Origin of the sequence: Aeromonas sp. R7-1, assembly GCF_040908115.1 — a bacterium.
GTDB classification, from domain to species: Bacteria; Pseudomonadota; Gammaproteobacteria; order Enterobacterales; family Aeromonadaceae; genus Aeromonas; species Aeromonas caviae.
In genome coordinates this window covers 43,168-65,713 of record NZ_JBFODD010000013.1, presented here as the reverse complement: position 1 = coordinate 65,713, position 22,546 = coordinate 43,168, and the positions used below count along the sequence as shown (strand labels likewise).

Sequence of the window (22,546 nt, the reverse complement as noted above, 5' to 3'; positions counted from 1 at the left end):
AAAATACCTGCTACTTCACAACCACTCACCGCATCGCGGGGAGTACCATGGTTACATCTTCCGGTGGCAAGACAGGCGCCCGACCAGGTACCTGTGGTGAAGGACCTTACCGGGTCAAGAGCCCCATCAGCCGTTCGACCTTATCGGGAAACAACGGGCTGGAACGAGAGCACCCCCTCCCCGAAGGCAACAAAGCAGGCATCCCGGCGCCTGCTTTGTTGTTTTTGCGTTCCGCCCGCTCAGGGGCGGGGCGGCCGGATGCGATAGAGGCAGCGGCTGTCCCCCTCCAGCAGATACTGCTCCCGCTCCACCTCTGCCGGCGCCAGCAACCGGCGAAACAGCGCCAGCTCGCTGCGGCAAAAGCCCCGACAGGCCCTGGCCGCACTGCAGATGGGGCAGTGACTCTCCCACCACAGCCAGCTGCCGTCCTCCTCCTGCGACATGTCTGCCATATACCCCTCCTGGGTGCGCAGCGCCTTGAGCGTCATCAGCCTGTCTGCCAGCGCCGGCTGGGTCAGCCTGGATTCATAGCGTGCCTGCATCTGCTGTTCCCGCCGCGCGATGAGCTGCTCCAAGCCCGCGTCGCCAAACACCTGCCGGATGTCGTCGATCAGCTGCAGGGTCAGATCGCCATGGGTGTCGGGGAAGCGTTGCCAGGCCTGGTCGGTGAGGTGCCACAGGCGCACCGGGCGACCGCGGCCGCGGGCCTCGTCGCTAAACCCCACCCAGCCCTCGGACTCCAGGGCCATCAGGTGCTGGCGCGCCCCCATGGACGTCATCTGCAACTGGTCGCCGAGTTCGGCGGCGCTCTGGGGGCCGCGGGTTTTCAGCAGATAGAGGATCTTGTCGGTACTGGCGTTCATGGGGGCTCCGGTGGTGGGTATCGGTGCGGTGACCGCCTGGATGAGGTCATTATGGGTAGCAGGGCGATTTAAATCAATAATCTGCTTTACTTAATGGACGACCCCTCACAATATAAATAAACCGATAACTTTATTTAATGAGGCGAAGATGGAAGGGATCAAGGGACAGGCGACCCTCTGGGTATTGGTGATGACGGTGACGCTGGCGGTGGCGGGGTTCAGCCTGCCTTCCCCCGTCCTGGCGCCGCTGCTGCTGGATCCGGCCCAGGGCATGTTGACGCCACAGGCGTCGGACTGGAGCCGCAAGGTGTGGCTTGGCGTCATCATGGGGCTCTATCCGTTGTTTCAACTGCTGGGGGCCCCCTTGCTTGGCCGCCTTTCCGATCGCCATGGGCGCAAGCCGGTGCTGACACTCTGTCTGGTGGGGGTGCTGGCGGGGTATGTGCTGATGGCCCTCGGCATCGCCTGGCGTTCCCTGCCGCTCTTGCTGCTGAGCCGGGTGGTGGAGGGCTTCTTCAACGGCGACATCGCCATCGTGCAGGCGATGGCGGCGGACATGAGCACGGCCAGGACCAAGGCACGCAACTTCGCCCGCATCAACATCGGCATGAACCTGGGCTGGGTGGTGGGCCCCATGATCGGAGGCTATGCGGCCGTGGTCTCGGGGGATTACAGCCTGGCGGCCTGGCTGGCGGTGGGGATGACGGTGATCAACCTGCTGCTGGTGCTCTGGCTGCTGCCCAATCGTCCCCCGGTGCCGGCGACCCGGGATGAGGTTCCTCTCTCGACCCGCCAACTGCTGCTGCAACCTCGTCTCCTGCCCTACTTTGTCCTGACCCTGGCAAGCTACGGGGCGGTGCAGCTCTACTTCACCTACTTCAATGTCTGGCTGGTGGAGCGGCTGGCATGGGATCCGGTGCAACTGGCCCAAGCCGCCGTGCTGGTGAGCGTGCCCATGATGCTGGGCTCCTGGATCGGTGAGCAGCTGGCACGGCACTGGCGCGGCAGCTCCCTTGGCATCGTCGGCCACCTGGTGATGGCGGCGGGCATGCTGATGTTCATCCTGCCGACCCAGTGGTGGGGGCTCGCGCTCACCTTCATCCCGGCCGGCATCGGCATGAGTCTGGGGGAGCTGGCCACCTCGGTGGCGGTCTCCAACCGCAGCCATGCCAGCCAGCAAGGGCAGGCGATGGGGCTCTACCGCGGTCTGGCGGTGGGCAGCGAGATCCTGGCGGTGGTGCTGGGCAGTCTGGTGCTGCTGGCGGGGACCGAGTGGCCCTTCTACCTGGCTGGCCTCTGCGGCGTGATCTGTGCCCTCGGTTTCTACGGATTGCGCAGACGGGCGGACAGGCGAAACGCCGTGGCCGGGTGCGCCGAGGCGGGCTGACGAAGGGCGCGGGGATCACAGTTCGGCGACGGGATGACGGGCCGGACTTGCATCGCGGCGCCGAGTCTGGGACGGTATGGCTCTTTGCTCCGCTGTTCCCGCCCCCCGGCGAGCGCGTCTCCCATCATGGGCCTTGCGATGCCCAGTCCGCATTCCCGGCGGTGAGATGTGTCGTCATGACATTGGCAACGGGAGGGGATGGCGCCGCACCCGTCTCGACATTCCTGGAGGTGATATGAGTCGTTATCAGGCCATTGCATTGGACATGGACGGTACCCTGTTGAACCGGGATCACAAGATCTCGTCCGCTACCCGGGCGGCCCTGGCCCAGGCCCGGGCCCACGACATCAAGGTGCTGCTGGTGACGGGTCGCCACTTCATGACGGCCCGTCCCTTCCACCACGAGCTGGCCCTCGACACCCCCATCATCTGCAGCAACGGTGCCTACCTCTATGATCCGGTGCAGGAGAGGATCCTCGCCGGGGATCCCCTGGCCGTGGCGCCTCTCTCCACCCTGCTGGAGGAGGTGCAAGCCCAGCAGATGGGGGCGCTGTTCCACCTGGGGGACGGCATCGGCTACCTGGGCTGCGAGGAGCACGTGGGCCGGATGCGGCGCTGGTCGGCAACCCAGCCGGATCACCTCAAGGTCTCCCTGCTGCCCGCCGAGGATATCGAGTCCTGGTTGCAGTCCCCCATCTGGAAACTGGAGTTGTTCAACCAGGACCCCGGCCGGTTGCACCGTTTCGTCGGGGAGGTGGTGGAGAGACTGCCCTTCACCCGTGACTGGGCGGCCCCCTATGCGGTGGAGCTGGTGCAGCCCGGTTGCAGCAAGGGCAACCGGCTGGCCCAATGGGCGGCGAGCGAGGGGATCGCCATGGAGAACCTGGTGGCCTTTGGCGACAACAACAACGACATCAGCATGTTCGAGCAGGTGGGGCTGGCGGTGGCCATGGGCAATGCGGCGCCCCAGATCCAGGCCCATGCAGACCGGGTCACCGCGGATCACAACGAGGATGGCATCGCCTTGGCGTTGCAGCGCTGGGTCCTGCCCGCCTGAGGGGAAAAACAGTCTGCGGCATAAACAGAAAGGGGCCATGTCGGCCCCTTTTTGTCAGCTCCCGAAGGAGAACTGGATCACCCGATCCGGGAAGCGCAGCCGGTTGTAGTCCCGGTATACCCCTTCGTAGTGACGGATGGCGCGCTCGCGTTGGGCACGGTAGTAGTCGCGCTGGCGGCTGTCGCTCTCGCCCCGGATCTGCTGATCCAGCTGGTGGATGCTCCGCTCGGTGCGCTCCAGCTCCTGCTGCAATTCGCCGAGGCGCTGCTCCAGCAGGTACTCCTTGCGGCCGCGCTCGAACTGGGTGAGGAAGCTGGTGTCGTTGGGGCAGACCCCCAGGTATTCGCTCCCCTCCCGTCCCTTGCTGTAGGCAAGCTCGGGGATGCAATAGAGCTCCAGCCCCTTGGCGTAGCCGCGCTGCCACTCCGCCTCATCCACCTTGAGGCCGTACTCCCCGCAGGTCTTCTGATAGTCGCGGGTGGCGCTCCGGGTCTTGCCCTGCTCCCCGTCCTGATAGCCCTGGTTGTACCAGCTCATGGCACGGCACTCCTCCTCCGAGAGGGAACTGCACCCGGCGAGCAGGAAGGGAAGGGTCAACAACAGGATCTTGGGGGACATGAGGGGGCTCCGACAGCAAAGGGGGTGGGGCATTCTAGAAGAGGAGGCCCGTCCGGGACAAGCTCCGGGCGAGGGGGCCGTATCATGATGTTTTTATCAGTATTTTCAAGCCGTTGTAGACGGGCTTCCGGCAGCCTTTTCTTGCCGGGGGAGGCAGGGTAAACTGCGCCTACTTTTAACTGGCATGTAACATAAAAACAATGAAAGTCCTGACCGTCGATTATCGCTCCCCCGATGCGGCCGAGCGCTTCACCGAATCCCTGCGCACCACCGGCTTCGGAGTGCTGACTCACCACCCCATCCCGAAGGAGCTGGTGCAGTCCATCTATGACAACTGGTATCGCTTCTTCATGAGCGAACAGAAGCAGGATTTCCTGTTCAATCGCGAGACCCAGGACGGCTACTTCCCGCCCTCGGTGTCCGAGGTGGCCAAGGGCCACAGCCAGAAGGACATCAAGGAGTACTTCCACATCTATCCCTGGGGCCAGATGCCGGCAGAGCTGAAAGAGCAGGCGATGGAGTACTACCGCCTCGCCAACGATCTGGCCGCCGAGCTGCTGGGCTGGGTGGAGCAGCACACCCCGGGCGACATCGCCGCCCACTACAGCTGCCCGCTCTCCTCCATGATCGAAGAGAGCCACAAGACCCTGCTGCGGGTGCTGCACTACCCGCCCTTCGACGGCACCGAGGAGCCGGGCGCCATCCGCGCCGCCGCCCATGAAGACATCAACCTGCTGACCATTCTGCCCGCCTCCAACGAGCCGGGCCTGCAGGTGAAAGGTTCAGACGGGGAGTGGATGGACGTGCCCTGCGATTTCGGCACCCTCATCATCAACATCGGCGACATGCTGCAGGAGGCCTCCCGCGGCTACTACCCCTCCACCACCCACAGGGTCATCAACCCGACCGGGGGCAGTGCCGCCAAGTCCCGCATCTCCTTGCCGCTCTTCCTGCACCCCCGTCCGGACGTGGTGCTCTCGGAGCGTCACACCGCCCACAGCTATCTGATGGAGCGGTTGCGGGAGCTGGGGGTCATCTAATCCCGCCAGACCCAGGCAGACAACAAACCGGAGCATCCCCGCTCCGGTTTTTATTTTGTGGCACGATTGGTGGGTTATCCGAATTTTATTGGTTAATGATGCTAAAAACTGAGTTTTATATCGGATATACGCCGAGTGATTGCGCGCCCGCGGGCGTACTCTGAGCGCCATTTCGGGCCTCGCTGGCAGGCCTTTCGCGTGGAGTTCTTATGAAGCAGTCCCAATGGTCATCCCGGCTCGGTTACATCCTGGCCGCCGCAGGTTCCGCGGTCGGTCTCGGCGCCATCTGGAAGTTCCCCTATGTCACCGCCGCCAACGGTGGCGGCGCCTTCCTGCTGGTCTTTCTGTTGTTCAGCTTCACCCTGGGGGTGGCGGTGCTGATGGGGGAGACCCTGATCGGCAGCCTGACCCGGCGCGGGGTGGTGGGTGCCTTTGGTGAACTGATGGGCAGGCGCTGGCGCTGGGTCGGTGCCATGGGCTTGCTGTGCAGCCTGCTCATCTTCTGTTTCTACAGCGTGGTGGGCGGCTGGACCCTGGGGTACACGGGCATGGCCCTGGCGGGGGAGCTGCAACAGGGGGACGGCGCGGCACTGACCGCCCGTTTCAACGACTACGTCGGTGATCCGCTCTGGCCGGTGCTGACCCACCTGCTGTTTGCCGGCTTGACCTGGTGGTTCGTGCGGGGCGGTGTTCAACAAGGGGTGGAGCGCACCCTGCGCTGGATGATGCCGGCCCTCTTCATCATGATCCTGCTGCTGGTGGCCTTCGGCCTCACCCTGCCGGGCGCCATGGCCGGGGTGCGCCACTTCCTGATGCCCGATTTCAGCAAGCTCGGCATGTCGGGTGTGCTGGACGCCATGGGGCTGGCCTTTTTCTCCCTCTCCATCGGCCTTGGCATCCACACCACCTATGGCGCCTACCTGCCTTCCAGCGAAGGGGTCGGTCGCTCCAGCCTCTGGGTGGTGCTGCTGGCGAGCGTCATCGCCGTGCTGGCGGGCCTGATGATCTTCCCGGTACTGGCGGCGACCGGTATTGACCCGGCCTCGGGCCCGGGCCTCACCTTCATGACCATGCCAGCGGTGTTCCAGCAACTGCCCTTCGGCCAGGGGCTGGCGGTGGTGTTCTTCTCCCTGCTGGTGGTGGCGGCGCTCTCCTCCTCCATCTCCCTGCTGGAGCATTTGCAGTGCTTCCTGTGCGAGAGCCTGGGCTGGTCCCGCCGCGCGGCGTGCAACCTGGTCATTGCCCTGGTGATGGCGGGTGGCATCCCGGTGAGCCTGTCGTTCGGTCCCTGGGCCACCCTGACCCTGTTTGGCAAGAACATCTTCGAGTTGCTGGACTTCATCACCTCCAACCTGATGATGCCCCTGTTCGGGCTGGCCCTGACGCTGCTGCTGGGCTGGCGGCTCGGTCGCCAGGCGCTGCCCGAAGGGCTGGCTCCCCACTGGCGGGCCCTGCTGATGGGCTGCTGGCGCTGGCTGGCTCCCCTGCTCATTGGCGGCATTCTGGTGCGCGGCCTGGTGTAGGGAGGGTTGGTCATCTGTGCCACTCCCCGGCCGGGCTGGCCGGGGAGTGGGGTGGCAGGATTGACTCTTTATAAAAATCTGTTAATTGAAATTAAACAGAGCAACCGCCTGTAATTTCGGTATTTTATTTTGATTAAATCTGTTTTTGGTTCTGTTTTAGACTATTTCCTGTCAACTTCTCTTGCCATGGTTTAGGCTGTGGCTCCTTTTTACCGTGCAGGCGTCGCCCTCCCATGTCACCCCTTATCGCTCTCTGTGGCCGATTTAGCCCCTTCCTGGAGAGGTGACCTTGCAGGTGTCGTTTGTCTGACTGTTCATTGCAAAGGTCGCCCTCAGGCGGCCTTTTTTGTTGCGGCGCACACCGCGTCTAGCCATGGAGTATCGAACTGATGTTGTCTTGCCCGGAGGTTGTATGAGCCAGGTTCAGTGGTCTTCCCGTATTGGTCATGTGCTGGCGGCCGCCGGCTCGGCGATCGGCCTTGGCGCCATCTGGAAGTTTCCCTATGTGACAGCCACCAACGGGGGCGGTGCCTTCCTGCTGGTGTTCCTGCTCTTCAGCTTCACCCTGGGGGTCGCGGTGCTGGTGGGGGAGACCCTGCTCGGCAGCCGCAGCCAGCGCGGCGTGCTCGGCGCCTTCCACAAGCTGGTGGGGCCGAACTGGCGCTGGATGGGTTACATGGGGATCCTGTGTGGCTTCTTCATCTACAGCTTCTACAGCGTGGTGGGGGGCTGGACCGTGGGCTATGCGGCCCTGGCCGTGGGCGGCGAGCTCAACCTGAGTGAGGCGAGCACCCTCACCGCACTCTTCACCGGTTATGTGAGCGATCCCCTCTGGCCGGTCCTCACCCATCTCGTCTTCGCCGGGCTCACCTGGTGGTTCGTGCAGGGAGGGCTGCAACAGGGGGTGGAGCGGGCGCTGCGCTGGATGATGCCGGCCCTGTTCGTGATGATGCTGCTCCTGGTGGTGACCGGGCTCTCCATGCCGGGGGCCATGGCCGGGGTACGCCAGTTCCTGATGCCCGACTTCTCCCACCTGACGGGGCAAGGGGTGCTCGACGCCCTGGGGCTGGCGTTCTTCTCCCTCTCCATTGGCCTCGGGGTACACACCACCTATGGCGCCTACCTGCCGAGCAGTGACGGGGCGCTGCGCTCCGGGGTCTGGGTGGTCACCCTGGCGAGCTGCATCTCGGTGCTGGCGGGGCTGATGATCTTCCCTGTGCTGGCCTCCACCGGCATCGATCCTGCCGCCGGCCCCGGCCTCACCTTCATGACCATGCCGGCGGTGTTCAACCACCTGCCGTTCGGTCAGGGGCTGGCGGTGATCTTCTTCCTGCTGCTGCTGGTGGCGGCGCTCTCCTCCTCCATCTCCATGCTGGAGCACCTGGTGCGCTTCACCACCGAGGAGTGGGGCTGGTCGCGCCGCAATGCCTGCCGGGTGCTGACCCTGCTCATCATGGCCTGCGGCATTCCGGTCAGTCTGTCGTTCGGCCCCTGGGCGGACTACACCCTGTTTGGCAAGACCCTGTTCGATCTGCTGGATTACCTCACCTCCAACCTGATGATGCCCCTGTTCGGTCTGGTGCTGACCCTGCTGCTTGGCTGGAAGCTGGGGGACAGTATTGTGCCTGCGGATCTCTCGCCGCTGATGCGTGGTGCGCTGCTCTGGTGCTGGCGGCTGGTCGCCCCCCTGCTGATCGCGGGGATCCTGGTGCGGGGCTTGTTGTAACGCACCAGCCAGGGCGGCATGCACCGCCCTGGATGGCTATAGGCCCTGGTGGGGACCGAGGGGCGGCAGTTTGGGGGCCAGGTGGGATCTCACCTGTTGCAAGGTCTCCCGATAGGCGTTCCCATGGTGTTCCAGGAAGGCGGCACTGTGGTTGAGACGCTGCTCCAGCCTGTCCACCAGGCGGGCCACCGCCGGGGCCGCCATGCCGGCGGGCCAGCACTGGGTCAGCAATACCAGCAGTTGCCAGGCATCCCCCGCCTGGGCCGGGAATCGCTCCTGCAGGGTCAGTGCGCTCTGCACGGCGAGCTGGAACTGACCCGTGGTCATGGCCCGTTGCCGCTCCTCGCGCAGCTGGGTCAGCTGCTGCTCCCGCTGCGCCAGTTGCCGCGCCAGATCGTCGACCACCTGCAAAATGAGCCCCTGCAGCAGCGGGGTCTGTGCCACCGGCCCCTGATACTGGCCGAGCTGGGCCAGATAACGCTGGGCATGGTGGGGAAGCCCGCAGAACTGGCTGACGGCCACCCCGAGCAACTGGTTGAGGTGATTGTCCCGCGCCGCCTCCGGCGGGTGCTTGGCCAGCAGCATCAAGGCGTCATCGAATCGATAATCCAGACCCAGCATCAGGGCGCGCAGCAGCCCCTCCTCGTGGGCACGCAGGGTCACGGCCTGCTGACCGAGCTCCTCCAGGGCCTGCTGCAGCCCATGAACTCTGGCCTCTCCCGGTGGATGCCAGAGCACCGCCAGGGTCGCATCCAGCAGGCAGCGTTCGACGGAGTGGCGAAACGTCTGTTTGGGGAAGTAGCGCAGGATGAAATCGGTGGCCTGCGCCAGCACCTGACCTTCATCCCTTCGCAGCAAGGCCAGCAAAATGGCCACCTGGCGCCACTGCGGCTGCCAGGGGCAGCGTTGCAGCAAGCCTGACAAGGTTTCCCAGGCAGGATCCCACTGCGCCTCGTGCAGTTGACAGGCGAGAACCAGCGCCTGATGGATGACGGGGGGCAGTCGCTCCCGGTTGCGGGCCAGATCCTTGTGGGCACTCTCCACCCGGTTCAGCCCTAGCAGGGCCTGGTTCAGCCCCTGGCGTGGCCACCAGGCATCGTGCTCCGTGGTGCAGATGGCGTAGTGCTGGGCGGCCTGCACCCGTTCCCCGGCTTGCAGCAGCATGTAGCCCTTTACCCTGTCCATCTGTGCTTCCAACCCCTTGTGGCTGGCGTGCCGGTAAAGCAGATCCTCGCACTGGGCGCAGGCGCTGCGCCACTCCCTGAGCGCCATGGGGGTGGCCAGGGGGCGGGTCACCGTGGTCAGTGCCAGCAGCGCTTGCAGGCTGTGCGCCAGCTGCTCCGTGGTGAAGGGCACGGCCAGACGCAGGGCGAAATAGAGGTCGGAGGGGGGGAACTGGCCGGTGTCCTCGTCCTGCTCCAGCAGCAGGAGCACGCAGCCGGGCGCGAGCAGGCCCAGGTGGTGTGCTTCATGCAGCAGCCTGACTCCTTCATGGGCCTGGTGGTGATACTGGCGGCAAAGAATGGCATCGAAGGCGTGCTGGCGCAGCAGGGCGGGCAGGCTTGCAATCTCTTTGCAGTGGAACAGCTCGGTGGGGGGCAGCCCCAGATCACTCAGTCCCTGGGTGAGGGTCGAGCCCATCATGGCATCGTCTTCGATGAGGAGGATCTGCATCTTTGACGCTCCTTCGCCGGTCGGGGGTGGCGAGGTTGGATTCAAAGGTAGCCTCCACTCTCCCGCGAGAGCCAGAGGGGGTCAATACCCCACCTGGGTCAGGGATGGCTCAGTACCGGCCTCGGGCGGGACAAAGAAAGCGTCACTGAAGGCCGGGCCCCCTGGCCGAGAAGGGGCAGTCCCGCTGCGGGACACGCAGCTCCCCGGCTCCCGACTCTCCCTGCCAGGCGAGCTCGAGCTGGCCCAGGCGCCCGAGGCGGCGCAGCTCGAACTCGTAGCGCAGGCAGGGGTTGTCGGTGGGCAGCTGCGTCATCCCGGCGGGCAGCCGGTAGTCGTAGCGCAGCAGAGGGCCATCTTGCAGCCGGCTCTGCACGGGCACCAGCCCCTCCGCCGTCGGTGCGGGGGCCTTGAGATAGCGGCGCAGCGCCACCGGGGCGTCGATGGCTTTTTGATAGTGAAGGCCGTTCATGGCTGCCAACTCCTCCTCCAGCCGCGTCAGCTCCCCCTCCAGTCCGCTCAGGGCGGCGCCAAGCTGTTGATGGGCCGGGGAGGCGCAGCCTCCCAGCAGCAGGGTCGCGATCAGCAGGGCGGGACGGACGGCAGACATGAAGGCTCCTCGGGTGCCAGGGTCAATGACTATAGCAGGGGATTGGTGGGCGGCGTGCCCCTCAGCAGCCCGGCGAGGCGCTCCAGCCCTTCGGCGACGCGGGCGTCGGTGGCGGGCTGGCTCAGGCTGAGGCGTACTCCCTGCGGGGCGGCAAACTGGCCGGCGGCGAAGTGTTCTCCGCTGGCGACCCCCACGTCAAGGGCGTTGGCGGCCTCCGCAAACTCCTGGCTGCGCCAGGGCTCGGGCAGTGGCAGCCAGGCGTGCATGGACCCCGCCTGCCAGCGCGCTCCCGGCAGCAGGTGGCGCAGGAGCTCACCCCGGCGCGCCAGGATTTTTCGCTGGTGTTCGATGAGCGGCATGATCTGGCGCTGGCTCACCAGCTTGCAGGCCAGCTCGATGAGCAGCGGACTCACCATCCAGCTCGACAGCCGCATCGCCTGGGCGAAGCCGTTGCGAAGGGCGGGAGGGGACAACACGAAGCCGACCCGCAGGCCGCCGCAGGCGATCTTGGCGAGACTGCCGAGGTAGATGACCCGCTCCGGTGCCAGGTTGACCAGGGGAGGGAGCGCACTTTCGGGCAGCAGGCCGTTGACGTCGTCCTCGACGATCAGCAGATCGTGGCGACGGGCGATGGCGACGATGGCGTCGCGCCGCGCCAGGCTCATGGTGGCCGTGGTGGGGTTTTGCAGGGTGGGGGTGAGGTAGAGCAGCTTGGCCCGGCGGGTACGGCACGCGGCATCCAGCGCCTCTGGCAGCAGCCCCTCCTCATCCATCGCCAGTCCCACCACCTGATTCTTGAGCTGGCGTGCATTGCCCAGCATGCCGGGGTAGCTCAGTCCCTCGCAAAACAGGGTCTCTCCCACGCAGCCGGTGGCCAGCAGGGCCAGCATGATGCCGTGCTGGGCACCATGGCTGAACAGCAGGCGATCTTCGCTCGCCGTGATGCCCTGCTCGGCGAGCCAGTCGACGAACAGCTGGCGCTGTGCGGGGCGTCCGGCCTCCTTGTCATAACCGAGCAGGCCGTTGAGATCCCCCTGCGCCAGCTCGGTGAGCAGGGGCCGGATGATGGCGCCCCTGTCCAGCTGGACCGGGAGGTTCTGCCACAGCTCGATGCGCTGGCTGTCTTCATTGCGGATCACCCATTCGTTGGCGGGATCCGCCGCTCCCCTGACCCAGGTGCCGTGCCCGACCCGGGCCGCCAGCAGGCCCCGTCGCTCCGCCTCGGTGTAGGCGCGGGTGACGGTGCCCACGGTGACCCCCAGCTTGTCTGCCAGGGCCCTGTGGGTCGGCAGCCGGGTCTCGGGTGAGAGGATGCCGGTGGCGATGGCCTGCTCGATGGCCTTGACCAGTTTGAGGTAGAGAGGCCCCTCGAAAGGGGTGAGGTCGGGCGTCCAGATTGTCATGGTGACAATAAATCCATTGATCCAAGATTGTCCGCAATATAGCGTGATTATCAGTCTTTACACAACCAACAAGCACACATTGTATCGGTACAATGTGGCGAGAAAGGAGTCTCCCCATGACCATCGAATGGTATGCCACCCTGTTTGGCTTCGCCCTGCTCACCTGCGGCACGCCCGGGCCGAACAACCTGATGTTGACGGCGTCCGGCGCCAACTTCGGCGTGCGTCGCACCCTGCCCCATCTCATCGGGGTGGCGGTGGGCCAGCCTGTGTTGCAACTGGTGCTGGCGCTCGGCTTCTATCCGCTGTTCGAGCGCTGGCCCCTGCTCAAGCTGAGCCTGCAGGTGCTGGGCAGCCTCTACCTGCTGTGGCTGGCGTGGCGCATCGCGGTGGCAGGCGCCCCCGGAGATCCCGCCAGCCGTGCCCGCCCCTTGACCCTGCTTGAAGGGCTGGGCTTCCAGTTCCTCAATCCCAAGGCGTGGATGATGGGGATCTCGGCCATCAGTCTGTTCAGCCTGCCGGGGAGCGACTACTGGCCGAGCATGTGGGGCATCATGAGTGTCTTCCCCATGGCGGGGTTCCCGGTCTGCTTCGCCTGGGTGATGTTTGGCCATCAGCTCAGCCGCTGGATCAACTCGGACAAGGGGTGGCGTCGTCTCAACGGCAGCCTGGGTGCCTTGACCGCCCTGTGCGTGGTGATGCTCTGGTATTAACAGCGCCTTGATTATTCATGCAAAGAAAATGCATTGCTGACCTTGTCGTCAGGGCGTCGGCTCTGCATATTAGGAGGCTTGCCGTATCTGAACGAGGTTGAGATGGATCTGAACTGGTTGCTCCCCCTGGCGGGCTTTGCCCTTATCACCTGTGGCACGCCGGGCCCCAACAACATGCTGCTCACCAGTGCCGGGGCGGCCCAGGGGTTTCGCCGCTCCGTGCCTCTGCTGGTGGGGGTGGTGGGGGGCATCAACCTGATGATCCTGGCCACGGCCCTGGGGCTTGGGGTGGTGTTCGAGCGTCTGCCCCTGCTGCACGACGGCCTCAAGCTGGTGGGGTCGGCCTACCTGCTCTGGCTGGCCTGGAAGGTGGCCAACGCCAGTGGCCCGGCGGAGGGGAACCGGCCGCTCATCCCGGCCCATCAGGGGGCCATGCTGCAACTGCTCAACCCCAAAGCCTGGATGATGGCGCTCTCCGCCATCAGCGGCTTCACCCTGGCGGGGGAGGCTTACTGGCCGTCCGCGGGCTGGGTGCTCGGCATTTTCTTCGTAACCGGCCTCTATACCGGTGCCTTCTGGGTGCTGTTCGGTGCCCAGGTGCGCCGCCTCATCCGCACCGCCACCGGCTGGCGTCGTTTCAATCTGGGCATGGGGCTCGCCACGGCGGCCTGCGTGCTGATGATCTGGGTTTAGGTCTCGGCCTGAGCCTTTACCGGCTGTCTTGTTGGCCCTTCGGGGCCTTTTTTATTGCCGGGGCGGTGCGATCAAACGCGCCCCCTGAGGGATTGCAGCATTGGTTTGCACCATCGGGTGACATAAGGAGATCCCATGAAATGTATCGGTCTGCTGGGTGGCATGAGCTGGGAGTCCACCGTCAGCTATTACCAGGCCCTCAACCGGGGGGTACGCGAGCGGCTCGGCGGTCTGCACTCGGCGCGGGTGCTGCTGAGCAGCGTGGATTTTGCCGGGATAGAGCGGTTGCAGCACGCCGGTGACTGGCCCGCCACCGCCCGTCTGCTGGCGGCCGAGGCCAGGGCCATCCAGGCCGGTGGCGCCGATTTCCTGCTGATCGGGACCAACACCATGCACAAGGTGGCGCCGGAGATCGAGGCCGCCATCGACATTCCCCTGCTCCACATCGCCGATGCCACGGCCCATCGCCTCCAGGCCGACGGGGTGACCCGGGTGGGTTTGCTCGGCACCCGCTTCACCATGGAGCAGGATTTCTACAAGGGGCGGCTCCAGGAGCGTTTCGGGCTGGAGGTGCTGGTGCCTGATGACGCTGCACGGGAGCGGGTGCACCGCATCATCTATGACGAGCTCTGCCTCGGCGACATTCGCGAGTCGTCTCAGGCCGAGTATCTGGCCATCATCGCCGATCTGGCACAGGCCGGTGCCCAGGCGGTGATCCTGGGTTGCACCGAAATCGCCCTGCTGGTGGGGGCGTGCCAGGCCGCCGTGCCTCTCTATGACACCACCGCCATCCACGCCGAAGCCGCGGTGACGCTGGCCCTTGCCTGATGTGATGCGGGCGGGGCGCCCCTCTCGGCGCCCCGCCTGTTTTTTCCTCCTTTCATAACTGTGAGTCAGCCTTCATTTCAGCAGGGCTGAAGCCGTTTTTATTGTCAATCGGCTCACATTTCCTCCTTTTGTCTCTTGAGTCCGGGGCGTCAGACGCCTAGTTTTCGATCACTGAAACGATTCAGCTTTCACAAAAACAAGAGACACGAGGATAAATCCATGTTGAAGAAACTCTCCATTGCCGTGCTGCTCGCCCTGGGCGCCACCGCGGGTCACGCCGCCGAATTTCTGCTGACCGACTCCCAGCAAGGGCTGGATGTGGGGGACTGGAAGATCACCAGCGAGAAGCTCGGCATCAAAAGCCCGGTTCCCTTCACCATCGAGAAGAAACGCCTGCACGGCGGCCGCCAGGAAGGGGTGGATCTGCTCATCGTCGACAACGGCGTCATGAAGATCACCCTGGTGCCGACCCGCGGCATGGGGATCAAGGAGGTCAAGGCGGCGGATCTGCGCCTCGGCTGGGATTCACCGGTCAAGGAGGTGGTCAACCCCGCCTTCATCGATCTCGAGAGCCGTGGCGGCCTCGGCTGGCTCGACGGCTTCAACGAGATGCTGGTGCGCTGCGGCTACGAGTGGACGGGTCATCCCGGGGTGGATGACGACGGCCGCCTCAAGAGCCTCCATGGCCGGGTGCAGAACATTCCCGCCTCCGTGGTCAGCGTGACCGTGGACGAAGAGCCGCCCTATGCCATCCACGTGCTGGGCCGGGTGGACGAGCGCACCTTCAAGATGAGCGAACTGGTCACCTGGACCCAGCTGAGCGTGGTGCCCGGTCAGGCGGAGTTTGCCCTGCAGGACAAGCTGACCAACCACGCGGATTACGAGAACGAGTACCAGATCATCTATCACGGCAACTTCGGGGCTCCCATTCTGGAGGAGGGAGCCAGGGTGAGCACGCCGGTGAAGCAGATCTCCCCGTTCAATGACTACGCCAAGGCCGGACTCAAGGGTTGGCAAACCTATCTGGGGCCCACCAAGGGCTTCGACGAGATGGTGTTCAACCTGGTGCCCTACAGCGACGCCGACGGCAATACCCTGGCAGTGCTGAACAACCGGGCCGGCAACGCCGGAGTGGCGGTGGGCTACAACACCCGACAGCTGCCGGTGCTGACCCTGTGGAAGAACACCGACACCCGGGCCCAGGGCTATGTGACTGGCATCGAACCCGGTACCAGCTATGCCTACAGCACCAAGTACCAGCGCCCGCTCGGGCTGGTCCCCAAGATCCAGCCGGGGGAGACCAAGACCTTCGATCTGACCTATCGCCTGCTGCAAAATGCCGACGAAGTGAAGCAGGCCCTGGCCCAGGTGGAGAAGATCCAGGGCGGTCGGGCCACCGAGCTGCGCGAGCAACCCCTGGTCAAGCTGCCATAAGGGAGAGACGCCCAGCAAAAAGCCGCTCCATGAGCGGCTTTTCTATTCCCAGCGACATATCCTTATTATCGGATAGCTCCTTTATTTTATAGTTCTAAAGTTAATTGTAATAAATAAATTGGGTACAGTTACTTGCTGGCTACTATATTTCCATAGCTTACCGTGTTACGGGCTTGTAAATGGGGTTGGCGTGTTAAAGTATAATTATATATAAGTAATACTCTCGATGGCGGACTGAGATAACTGTAACTAGAACGCACCAGCAGAGCAGGTCAGTGGATTCTTTTGAGCTGGTGTTGTTATGAAAGTCCCTGAGAGGTCTGATTAAACTGTAGGTAATGGTGGACGAGTAGATTGATATCAGCAATATTTATATTTAGAACTATACATTGAAAGGCACGATAGATACTTTATGTGACGAAATGAGCTACAAGGAGTTATCTGAAAATACTTAAGGTATGATATTGACGGATTATTACTGAAATCATTAGTAATAAAATCCATTTTTTTGTAATTCAAGAATAGTTTTTCCTAAGTTCTGAAAATGCTTTACCTGTCAAAATCAAGTATCCATATGGGCCTTTTTTTTGTGCATTGATAACATATACTTCCCATTTCACAATGAAATGGAAGATATGTTGTATGAAATTGTTCATGTTAGCTTTGTTAGTTCCGATAGGGGTTTCCGCTATTGAACAAGATTACCGAATGACAAAAGATGCTTGGGTTGATGGAAATATAGACAAGGAGACTGCATCATCAACAACGGTAATTGTGAATGTAAATGGTGACATCATCACTCCCGGAAGTAGTGGCGATAGTATAACTGGTAGTTTCGTTGAGAATAGAAAAATAATACAACTGAAGCAAGACATAAATCAAAACAAAACTTATTATCTTGGCAAGGTAATATCAGACCGGCAGTATCAAGGTACTTGGTATGATATTAATGGTAATGGTGGTGACTTCCGCATCGAGTGGGGTGATGAAGAAAGACCTGATTGCCGTTTGGCAACAGAAACCGGCTGGTATAACGGTTTATACTGTAATGTAGATATTGATGGTGGGGGCTGGAGATTAGTTGCAGTTAGGTATAATAAAGAGACTCATGTTCCTGTTGAACAATTGACTGAGTTAAATAGCAACCAGTATCTGAATCCAGGTGCATGGGGGCAATTGAAGGATGAATCAACGGAGATACTATTTTTACAACCCGACACAGAGATATGGGGGGTTATGAATATATCACAAGCGAGTAATCCAAAATTATGCTCACCATTGAATGAGAATTTAAGTAAAAAGGTTTTAGTCCATGCTGAAAAAGAAGGGTGCTCACTCGAAAACTTAGACTATACCGTAGTCGGCCATCCTGGTAGTTTGGATTATCAAGGTAACTTCTATCGGTATAAAAAAGGTGTTTGGACTGCTAATTATCCAGACTTATGGATTAGAACAAATTGGCCACAGCAGCAAGATGTCTCATATGGTAGTAGCCAACTAATGGTCTTTGTAAGATAAATAAAGGCCACCTCAGGGTGGCCATTATTTATCTGGTGCATGTCAAGCAATACAATTTCTTAAACATGGCTGTACATGGCTTCTATCTCGCGTTGGTACTTGGCCTCGATGATCTTGCGGCGCAGCTTCATGGTGGGGGTGATCTCCCCGAGCTCCATGGAGAAGGCGCTCGGCAGCAGGGTGAACTTCTTCACCTGCTCGAACTTGGCCAGCTCCTTTTGCAGATCCTGAATGCGGGCCTCGAAGAACTCCATCACCCGGGAGTGGCGCAGCAGCTCGGTCTTGCACTGGTACTGCAGGTTGATGGAGCGGGCGTACTCCTCCAGGGACTCGAAGCAGGGCACGATGAGCGCCGACACGAAGTGGCGGGCATCGGCGACGATGGCAATCTGCTCGATGAAGCGATCCTTGCCGAGGGTCCCCTCCACCAGTTGCGGCGCCACGTACTTGCCGTTGGAGGTCTTCATCAGCTCCTTCAAGCGCTCGGTGAAGTAGATGTTGCCCTCGTCATCCAGCTCGCCTGCATCGCCGGTGCGCAGGAAGCCATCCTCGGTCATCACCTCGGCGGTGGCCTCCGGCTTGTTGTAGTAGCCACGCATCACGGTGGGGGCGCGCACCAGCAGTTCGTTGTTCTCGCCGAGTTTCACCTCGATGCCGTTTAGCGCCGTGCCGATGGAGCCCAGTCTGAACTGGGTGTCTTCATAGCAGCAGACGGTGGCGGTGGTCTCGGTCATGCCGTAGCCGTACTTGAGGTTGAGCCCCATGGCCTGGAAGAAGAGATTCACCTCGTCCGCGAGACGGGCGCCCGCCACCGGCAGGAAGCGGGTGCGACCGCCGAAACGGGCGCGCAGCTTGCGAAACACCAGGCGCTCGGCAAGCCAGAGCTGGCCATAGAGCAGGGGAGAGGCGGACTTGCCCGCCTGACGGGTGGCGACCATCTGCTTGCCCACCCGGGTGGCCCAGCCGAACAGGGCGCGGCGCAGACGCGGCGCCTGGGCGACCTTGGCCTGGATCATGGCGTAGGCCTTCTCGTAGAGGCGCGGTACGGCGCACATCACGGTGGGCTTCACCTCGCCGATGACATCCATCACCTTCTGCGGGTCGCGAATGTAGACGTTCTCGGCGCCGCAATAGAGCACGTAGTAGCTCCAGGCGCGCTCGAACACATGACTCAGCGGCAGCATGCAGAGGGAGACATCCTGCTCGCTGAGGTCGAGGCGAGCGTCATGCATCTCGAAGCAGGCGGCCATGTTGGCGAAATCGAGCATGACCCCCTTGGGTTCGCCCGTGGTGCCCGAGGTGTAGATGAGGGTCAGCAGGTCGTCCATGCGGTAGTGGCGCTCGCGCTCGCGCAGCACCAGCTCGCTGGGTTGGTGGTTGCCGGAGACGAGGAAGGTCTGGAAGTGGCTGGCCGAGGCGCAGCCGCGCAGATCGACGGTGCCGTCCAGGGCGACGATGTGGCTTATCTCGCCGCTGTCGATGAGGTGCAGCGCCTGATCGAACTGGGGCTGCTCCCCCACGAACAGCATCCTGATGCCGGCATCCTTGACGATGTAGCGCAGCTGATCGAGGGTGCTGGTGGGGTAGATGGGCACGCTGACGCCACGGGCGGCCAGGATGCCGAGGTCGGCCTGGGTCCACTCGGGCATGTTGCGGGCATAGATGCCGACCATCTCGCCGGACTGGTGGCCCGCCCGGATCAGGCCTTGGGCGCAATAATCCATGGCCTGACCCAGTGTTCGCCAGCCGATGGCGCGCCACTGGCCATCCTGCTGGACGCGCAGGGCGGCCTTGTTGCCAAGGCGGGCAATACGCTCACGCATCACTCTAACCAGATGAAACTGCGACATCTCACGCATCCTCAAGTAACAGTTGTGCGCCCGCAGGGGCACCAAAATCGGGGCTGGAGTTTAAACTCTAACATTACAGCTTACAAGTGTGCGCCATTTGTCCTGGATCACAAAGTCGTCAACCAGATGAGAGTGAGGCATGATAGGGGGCAGGGATCGGATTCATTCAGGGAGTTGCACCATGAATATCGGGATCAAGAGCCTGTTCACCGGCGTGTTGCTGCTGTTGGCGGGGGCAGGCGCCCTCTGGTATCTGCTGGGGGGCGCGGGGGAGCAGGATAATCCCTGGCTGAGTGGCGCCGAGGGCTATGAGCAGGCGCAGCGGCTGGCGCTGAGGGAAGGATACCCCTTGCTCTACGTGATCGAGCGCGCCAAGTGCCGACGCTGCAAGGCGCTGAATACCTGGCTGTGGCGTGCCCCCGAGATGCAATCCGCCCTGGCGGGGCTGGTGAAGGTGCGACTCAACCCGGATGCGGGGGATGGCAGCGAGCACATTCTGCGCCGCTTCCCCCAGGTTGCGACGGCCCCTGGCATCTATGTCCAGCGACCGGGTGAGCCGCTTCGCCCCATCAAGATCGCGGTGGATATCGAACAGATCTGGATGCCCGGCGTCACCTATGGTCGCGGCTTCTTCATGCCCCTCTCGGGAGCCGCCTTCGAGGCCGTGCTGAGGGTGACCCTGAGCCTGGAAGACCCCTCCATCGACAACGCGCCCCTGCCCTGAGGGGGAAGCGAAGCGGGGGAGTCTGGGAGGTCAGAGGGGGTGTTGCCCGCTGACGGCGGTCTGCAGCGGGTTGTCAGCCGAAGTCGAACAGACGGGACATCAGCACGGCATCCTCCCTCTCCTGCCCGGTGCCGTAGTAGTCGGCGCGGCGGCAATACTCGGCAAACCCCTCGCTCTCGTAGAGGTTGATGGCGGTGCGGTTGCCGGCCCTGACCTCCAGGAACCAGGCCTCGGCCTTGCCGGCCTTGCTGCGGGCCAGGTACTCCCTGAGCAGCGCTCGCCCCAGCCCCTTGCCCTGAAAATCGGGATGCACGCAGAGATTCATCAGGGAGCTGTCTCCCGCCACCAGATCCGAGATGTAGAAACCGGCCGGTCGTCCGTCCACCAGCATCAGGCCGTTGAGATAGCGCGGCCCGAAGCAGGAGAGAAGGTTGGCCTGGCTCCAGGGCTCCTGGTGGGCGGCCTGCTCGATGGGGTAGATGGCTTCGAAGTCCGATTCGAGCAGGGGGCGAAAATGGGGCAAGAGGTCAGACATGGTCACTCCGGACGGGATTCAGGCTTGCGATGGACACCATGGCCGTGCCATGGTCGTGAGCATCAAGGGGTGTGGCGCTGCCGGCACTGCTGCCAGAGGGCGCGCTTGTGCGCCCCATCGGGCTTGAGCGGGCAGACCAGGGCATCGGGCCAGCGAGGGTCCGGCGCCGTCAGCCAGAGCAGGGGCGAAGTGACCCCCGCGGGCAGGGAAGGTATCTCGGACAGCAGGGAGACCTCGTCCGTGCCAAGGCCGAGCCAGCGGCAGATGTCCCCGAGCAGGGAGGGCGCGGGCAGCGTCTCTGCCAGCAGCCAGAGCTTGCCGGTCGGCAGAGGGGCAGTCTCCTGCGGGGCCAGCGCCTCGTCGGCGGGCGTGTTTGCCGGCTGCGCGGCGCCGTCGGGGCTGGTGCCTCCCGCCAGGAGTCGGCCTCTCTGTTGCCAGAGGGGGATGCCCATGCGGGCCAGGATGCGCTGGCGCAGCGGGTCCAGCAGGGGATCTTGCATGGCGAAGGCTCACTCTTGATCTGCGTTGGGGTAAATAATGATGCGCAGAGTACACTCTCGCGGGATTTGCTGCACCCCGGACGTGCGCTTTTCGCCCTGTGGCGATGGCAAACGAGCGCCTCCCCGGGGGCAGAGATGACAGACAATGAGAGTGGGGCGGGGCCAGAGGCCGGACCCCGTCACCACGGATGACCTATCAGCTTCGGAACTGTGCCTATGCCGCCTTTAGCCCAGAATACTGTTCGTGCCACCCCCATTCATGAGCGCCTGCCACGGCTCCTTTCCGCCCTTGGTGAGGGACTGTATGAGCGCCAGGATGCCCTGCGGCTCGGCCTGCTGGCGGCCCTGAGTGGCGAGAGCGTCTTTCTGCTGGGCCCCCCGGGCATCGCCAAGAGCCTGATCGCGCGGCGCCTCAAGCTGGCGTTTCAGGATGCCCGCCATTTCGAATACCTGATGACCCGTTTCAGTACGCCGGAGGAGGTGTTCGGCCCCCTCTCCATCCAGGCGCTCAAGGAGGATGGCAAGTACCTGCGGTTGACCAGCGGCTACCTGCCGGAGGCCGAGGTGGTCTTCCTCGACGAGATCTGGAAGGCGGGCCCCGCCATCCTCAACACCCTGCTCACCGCCATCAACGAGCGGCAGTTTCGCAACGGCGACAGCCAGCACCCCATTCCCATGCGGCTGCTGGTCACCGCCTCGAACGAGCTGCCGGCCCCGGACAGCGGGCTGGAGGCGCTCTACGACCGCATGCTGGTGCGGGTCTGGATGGACAGGGTGCAGGAGAAATCCAACTTCCAGGCCATGCTGGCGAGCGATGGCCAGTCCCATCAGAACCTGACCCCCTCGGTGCAGATTCGGGGGGAAGAGTACGACGCCTGGCAGGATGCCATCGAGCAGGTGCGCCTGCCGGACGCCTGTTTCGAACTCATCTACCAGCTGCGCCAGCAGCTCGACAGCCAGCTCGGACACGGCTGCTATGTCTCGGATCGGCGCTGGAAGAAGGCGGTGCGGCTCATCAAGGCGAGCGCCTTCTTCAATGGCCGCGACGAGGTGGCTCCCCTGGATCTGCTGCTGTTCAAGGATTGCCTCTGGCACGACGAGGCTTCCCGCACCGCGCTGCTGGAGATGATCGGCGAGTTTTCCCGCCTCTACGGCTACCAGCAACTGGCGCTGACCCGGGAGCTGCTCTCCCTGCGCGAGCAGTTCAAGCAGTTGCAGGGGGCGGTCGCCCTGCGCATCGGCTGCAAGGCGGTCAAGCGCAAGCAGTGGTTCGGCCGCCGCGCCCGAGGCACCGAACTGCCGCTGGCCAACGCCAGGCCGTTCGGCAAGCTGGTGCATTTCCAGCTGCTCACTCCGGCGCCCCTGGATGGCAGCGATCCCGAGCGCCTCACCGGCACCCTCACCTTCGATCGCACCCTGCTCTCTCACTGGCACCCCACCGGGGAAGCGCTGGTGGGCTGGCCTCTCGGCAACCCCAAGGAGGGGCACTACGAGCTGGTGCTGGACGAGCAGTTGCGGCTGCACGTGCTGGATATCCAGCGCCAGCCCGTGCCCCTGATGCTGGTGGAGCGCACCCCCATCCCCGAGGTGGTGATGGCCCCCTGGCTGTCGGCCCTGGACGACCTGACGGGCCAGGTGAACCGGGTGCTGCAAAACCTCAAGGGCCAGCGCAACCTGTTCGACCGTCACCAGCCCCATCTGTTCGTGGGGGACCACTGGCTGCGTCAGGTGGAGGACAGCTTCTTCGTGCTGAGCCGGGACCTGGAGCGGCTGGGGACCGAGCTGCAGCAGTGGCGTGATCGTCTGCCTCTTCTCGATGCACAGGGATGACGTCGCGCCTGACGTGGGATTGG

20 protein-coding genes are annotated in these 22,546 nt (G+C 63.1%); 12 read left to right on the top strand and 8 right to left on the bottom strand.

Annotation, left to right across the window (positions count from 1 at the left end; all coding sequences use genetic code 11):
- Positions 1-239 precede the first annotated feature (239 nt).
- A complete protein-coding gene (locus AB5Y51_RS01765; protein ID WP_323882363.1) occupies positions 240-863 on the bottom strand; it encodes a metalloregulator ArsR/SmtB family transcription factor in 624 nt (207 codons plus the stop codon).
- A gap of 148 nt (positions 864-1,011) precedes the next feature.
- Between AB5Y51_RS01765 and AB5Y51_RS01760 the strand changes: the two genes are divergently transcribed.
- Positions 1,012-2,250, top strand: a complete 1,239-nt coding sequence (locus AB5Y51_RS01760) for an MFS transporter (RefSeq protein ID WP_368177960.1) — start codon at positions 1,012-1,014, stop codon at positions 2,248-2,250.
- A 235-nt stretch (positions 2,251-2,485) separates the two neighbouring features.
- On the top strand, positions 2,486-3,307 hold the full coding sequence (locus tag AB5Y51_RS01755) for a Cof-type HAD-IIB family hydrolase (protein ID WP_368177959.1): 822 nt from the start codon (positions 2,486-2,488) through the stop codon (positions 3,305-3,307).
- A 54-nt stretch (positions 3,308-3,361) separates the two neighbouring features.
- On the opposite strand, the gene AB5Y51_RS01750 is transcribed toward AB5Y51_RS01755, so the two are convergent.
- Positions 3,362-3,925: a DUF2799 domain-containing protein gene (locus tag AB5Y51_RS01750; protein ID WP_010672898.1), complete on the bottom strand. Its 564-nt coding sequence runs from the start codon at positions 3,923-3,925 to the stop codon at positions 3,362-3,364.
- 200 nt (positions 3,926-4,125) lie between these two features.
- Here AB5Y51_RS01750 and AB5Y51_RS01745 point away from each other — a divergent pair, with 200 nt between their 5' ends.
- From AB5Y51_RS01745 to AB5Y51_RS01735, 3 genes are all read left to right on the top strand, one after another.
- Complete coding sequence (locus tag AB5Y51_RS01745; RefSeq protein WP_010672899.1) at positions 4,126-4,965, top strand: isopenicillin N synthase family oxygenase; 840 nt, start codon at positions 4,126-4,128, stop codon at positions 4,963-4,965.
- Between the two features lie 209 nt (positions 4,966-5,174).
- Positions 5,175-6,488, top strand: a complete 1,314-nt coding sequence (locus AB5Y51_RS01740) for a sodium-dependent transporter (RefSeq protein ID WP_042015790.1) — start codon at positions 5,175-5,177, stop codon at positions 6,486-6,488.
- A gap of 412 nt (positions 6,489-6,900) precedes the next feature.
- Positions 6,901-8,214: a sodium-dependent transporter gene (locus AB5Y51_RS01735; RefSeq protein ID WP_010672901.1), complete on the top strand. Its 1,314-nt coding sequence runs from the start codon at positions 6,901-6,903 to the stop codon at positions 8,212-8,214.
- A 36-nt stretch (positions 8,215-8,250) separates the two neighbouring features.
- Here AB5Y51_RS01735 and AB5Y51_RS01730 read toward each other — a convergent pair whose 3' ends face one another.
- The 3 genes from AB5Y51_RS01730 to AB5Y51_RS01720 all read right to left on the bottom strand — a co-directional run bounded on the left by AB5Y51_RS01730 (position 8,251) and on the right by AB5Y51_RS01720 (position 11,898).
- Positions 8,251-9,888, bottom strand: coding sequence for a hypothetical protein (locus AB5Y51_RS01730; protein ID WP_323923521.1), 1,638 nt, complete (start codon positions 9,886-9,888; stop codon positions 8,251-8,253).
- A gap of 142 nt (positions 9,889-10,030) precedes the next feature.
- Positions 10,031-10,495, bottom strand: a complete 465-nt coding sequence (locus tag AB5Y51_RS01725; RefSeq protein WP_041211035.1) for a hypothetical protein — start codon at positions 10,493-10,495, stop codon at positions 10,031-10,033.
- A gap of 29 nt (positions 10,496-10,524) precedes the next feature.
- Positions 10,525-11,898, bottom strand: coding sequence for a PLP-dependent aminotransferase family protein (locus tag AB5Y51_RS01720; protein ID WP_200164802.1), 1,374 nt, complete (start codon positions 11,896-11,898; stop codon positions 10,525-10,527).
- A gap of 116 nt (positions 11,899-12,014) precedes the next feature.
- On the opposite strand from AB5Y51_RS01720, the gene AB5Y51_RS01715 reads away from it, so the two are divergent.
- The 5 genes from AB5Y51_RS01715 (at position 12,015) to AB5Y51_RS01695 (ending at position 17,084) form a co-directional block, all read left to right on the top strand.
- On the top strand, positions 12,015-12,611 hold the full coding sequence (locus AB5Y51_RS01715) for a LysE family translocator (RefSeq protein ID WP_039039402.1): 597 nt from the start codon (positions 12,015-12,017) through the stop codon (positions 12,609-12,611).
- A gap of 102 nt (positions 12,612-12,713) precedes the next feature.
- The gene (locus tag AB5Y51_RS01710; protein WP_010672906.1) at positions 12,714-13,304 is read left to right on the top strand and encodes a LysE family translocator; all 591 of its coding nucleotides are present in this window, start codon (positions 12,714-12,716) and stop codon (positions 13,302-13,304) included.
- A 135-nt stretch (positions 13,305-13,439) separates the two neighbouring features.
- The gene (locus AB5Y51_RS01705; RefSeq protein ID WP_041214542.1) at positions 13,440-14,132 is read left to right on the top strand and encodes an aspartate/glutamate racemase family protein; all 693 of its coding nucleotides are present in this window, start codon (positions 13,440-13,442) and stop codon (positions 14,130-14,132) included.
- A gap of 219 nt (positions 14,133-14,351) precedes the next feature.
- Positions 14,352-15,566, top strand: a complete 1,215-nt coding sequence (locus AB5Y51_RS01700) for an aldose 1-epimerase family protein (protein WP_039039404.1) — start codon at positions 14,352-14,354, stop codon at positions 15,564-15,566.
- Positions 15,567-16,208: 642 nt separating this feature from the next.
- Entirely contained in the window at positions 16,209-17,084 is an 876-nt protein-coding gene (locus tag AB5Y51_RS01695; RefSeq protein ID WP_141651332.1) for a hypothetical protein, read from the top strand.
- Positions 17,085-17,143: 59 nt separating this feature from the next.
- Here AB5Y51_RS01695 and AB5Y51_RS01690 read toward each other — a convergent pair whose 3' ends face one another.
- Positions 17,144-18,934 (bottom strand): long-chain fatty acid--CoA ligase, encoded by a 1,791-nt coding sequence (locus AB5Y51_RS01690; protein WP_043155384.1) that lies wholly within the window; start codon positions 18,932-18,934, stop codon positions 17,144-17,146.
- A 181-nt stretch (positions 18,935-19,115) separates the two neighbouring features.
- Between AB5Y51_RS01690 and AB5Y51_RS01685 the strand changes: the two genes are divergently transcribed.
- Positions 19,116-19,658 carry a thioredoxin family protein gene (locus AB5Y51_RS01685; protein ID WP_368177958.1) on the top strand — a complete coding sequence of 181 codons (543 nt, stop codon included), beginning with the start codon at positions 19,116-19,118 and terminating at the stop codon, positions 19,656-19,658.
- A gap of 73 nt (positions 19,659-19,731) precedes the next feature.
- Here the strand turns inward: AB5Y51_RS01685 and rimI are convergent, their stop codons facing one another.
- Both rimI and AB5Y51_RS01675 read right to left on the bottom strand, forming a co-directional pair.
- Positions 19,732-20,181 (bottom strand): ribosomal protein S18-alanine N-acetyltransferase, encoded by a 450-nt coding sequence (gene rimI, locus AB5Y51_RS01680; protein ID WP_103255305.1) that lies wholly within the window; start codon positions 20,179-20,181, stop codon positions 19,732-19,734.
- Positions 20,182-20,255: 74 nt separating this feature from the next.
- A complete protein-coding gene (locus tag AB5Y51_RS01675; protein ID WP_368177957.1) occupies positions 20,256-20,693 on the bottom strand; it encodes a hypothetical protein in 438 nt (145 codons plus the stop codon).
- Positions 20,694-20,909: 216 nt separating this feature from the next.
- On the opposite strand from AB5Y51_RS01675, the gene AB5Y51_RS01670 reads away from it, so the two are divergent.
- The gene (locus AB5Y51_RS01670; protein WP_368177956.1) at positions 20,910-22,523 is read left to right on the top strand and encodes an ATPase RavA domain-containing protein; all 1,614 of its coding nucleotides are present in this window, start codon (positions 20,910-20,912) and stop codon (positions 22,521-22,523) included.
- The last annotated feature ends 23 nt before the right edge of the window (positions 22,524-22,546 follow it).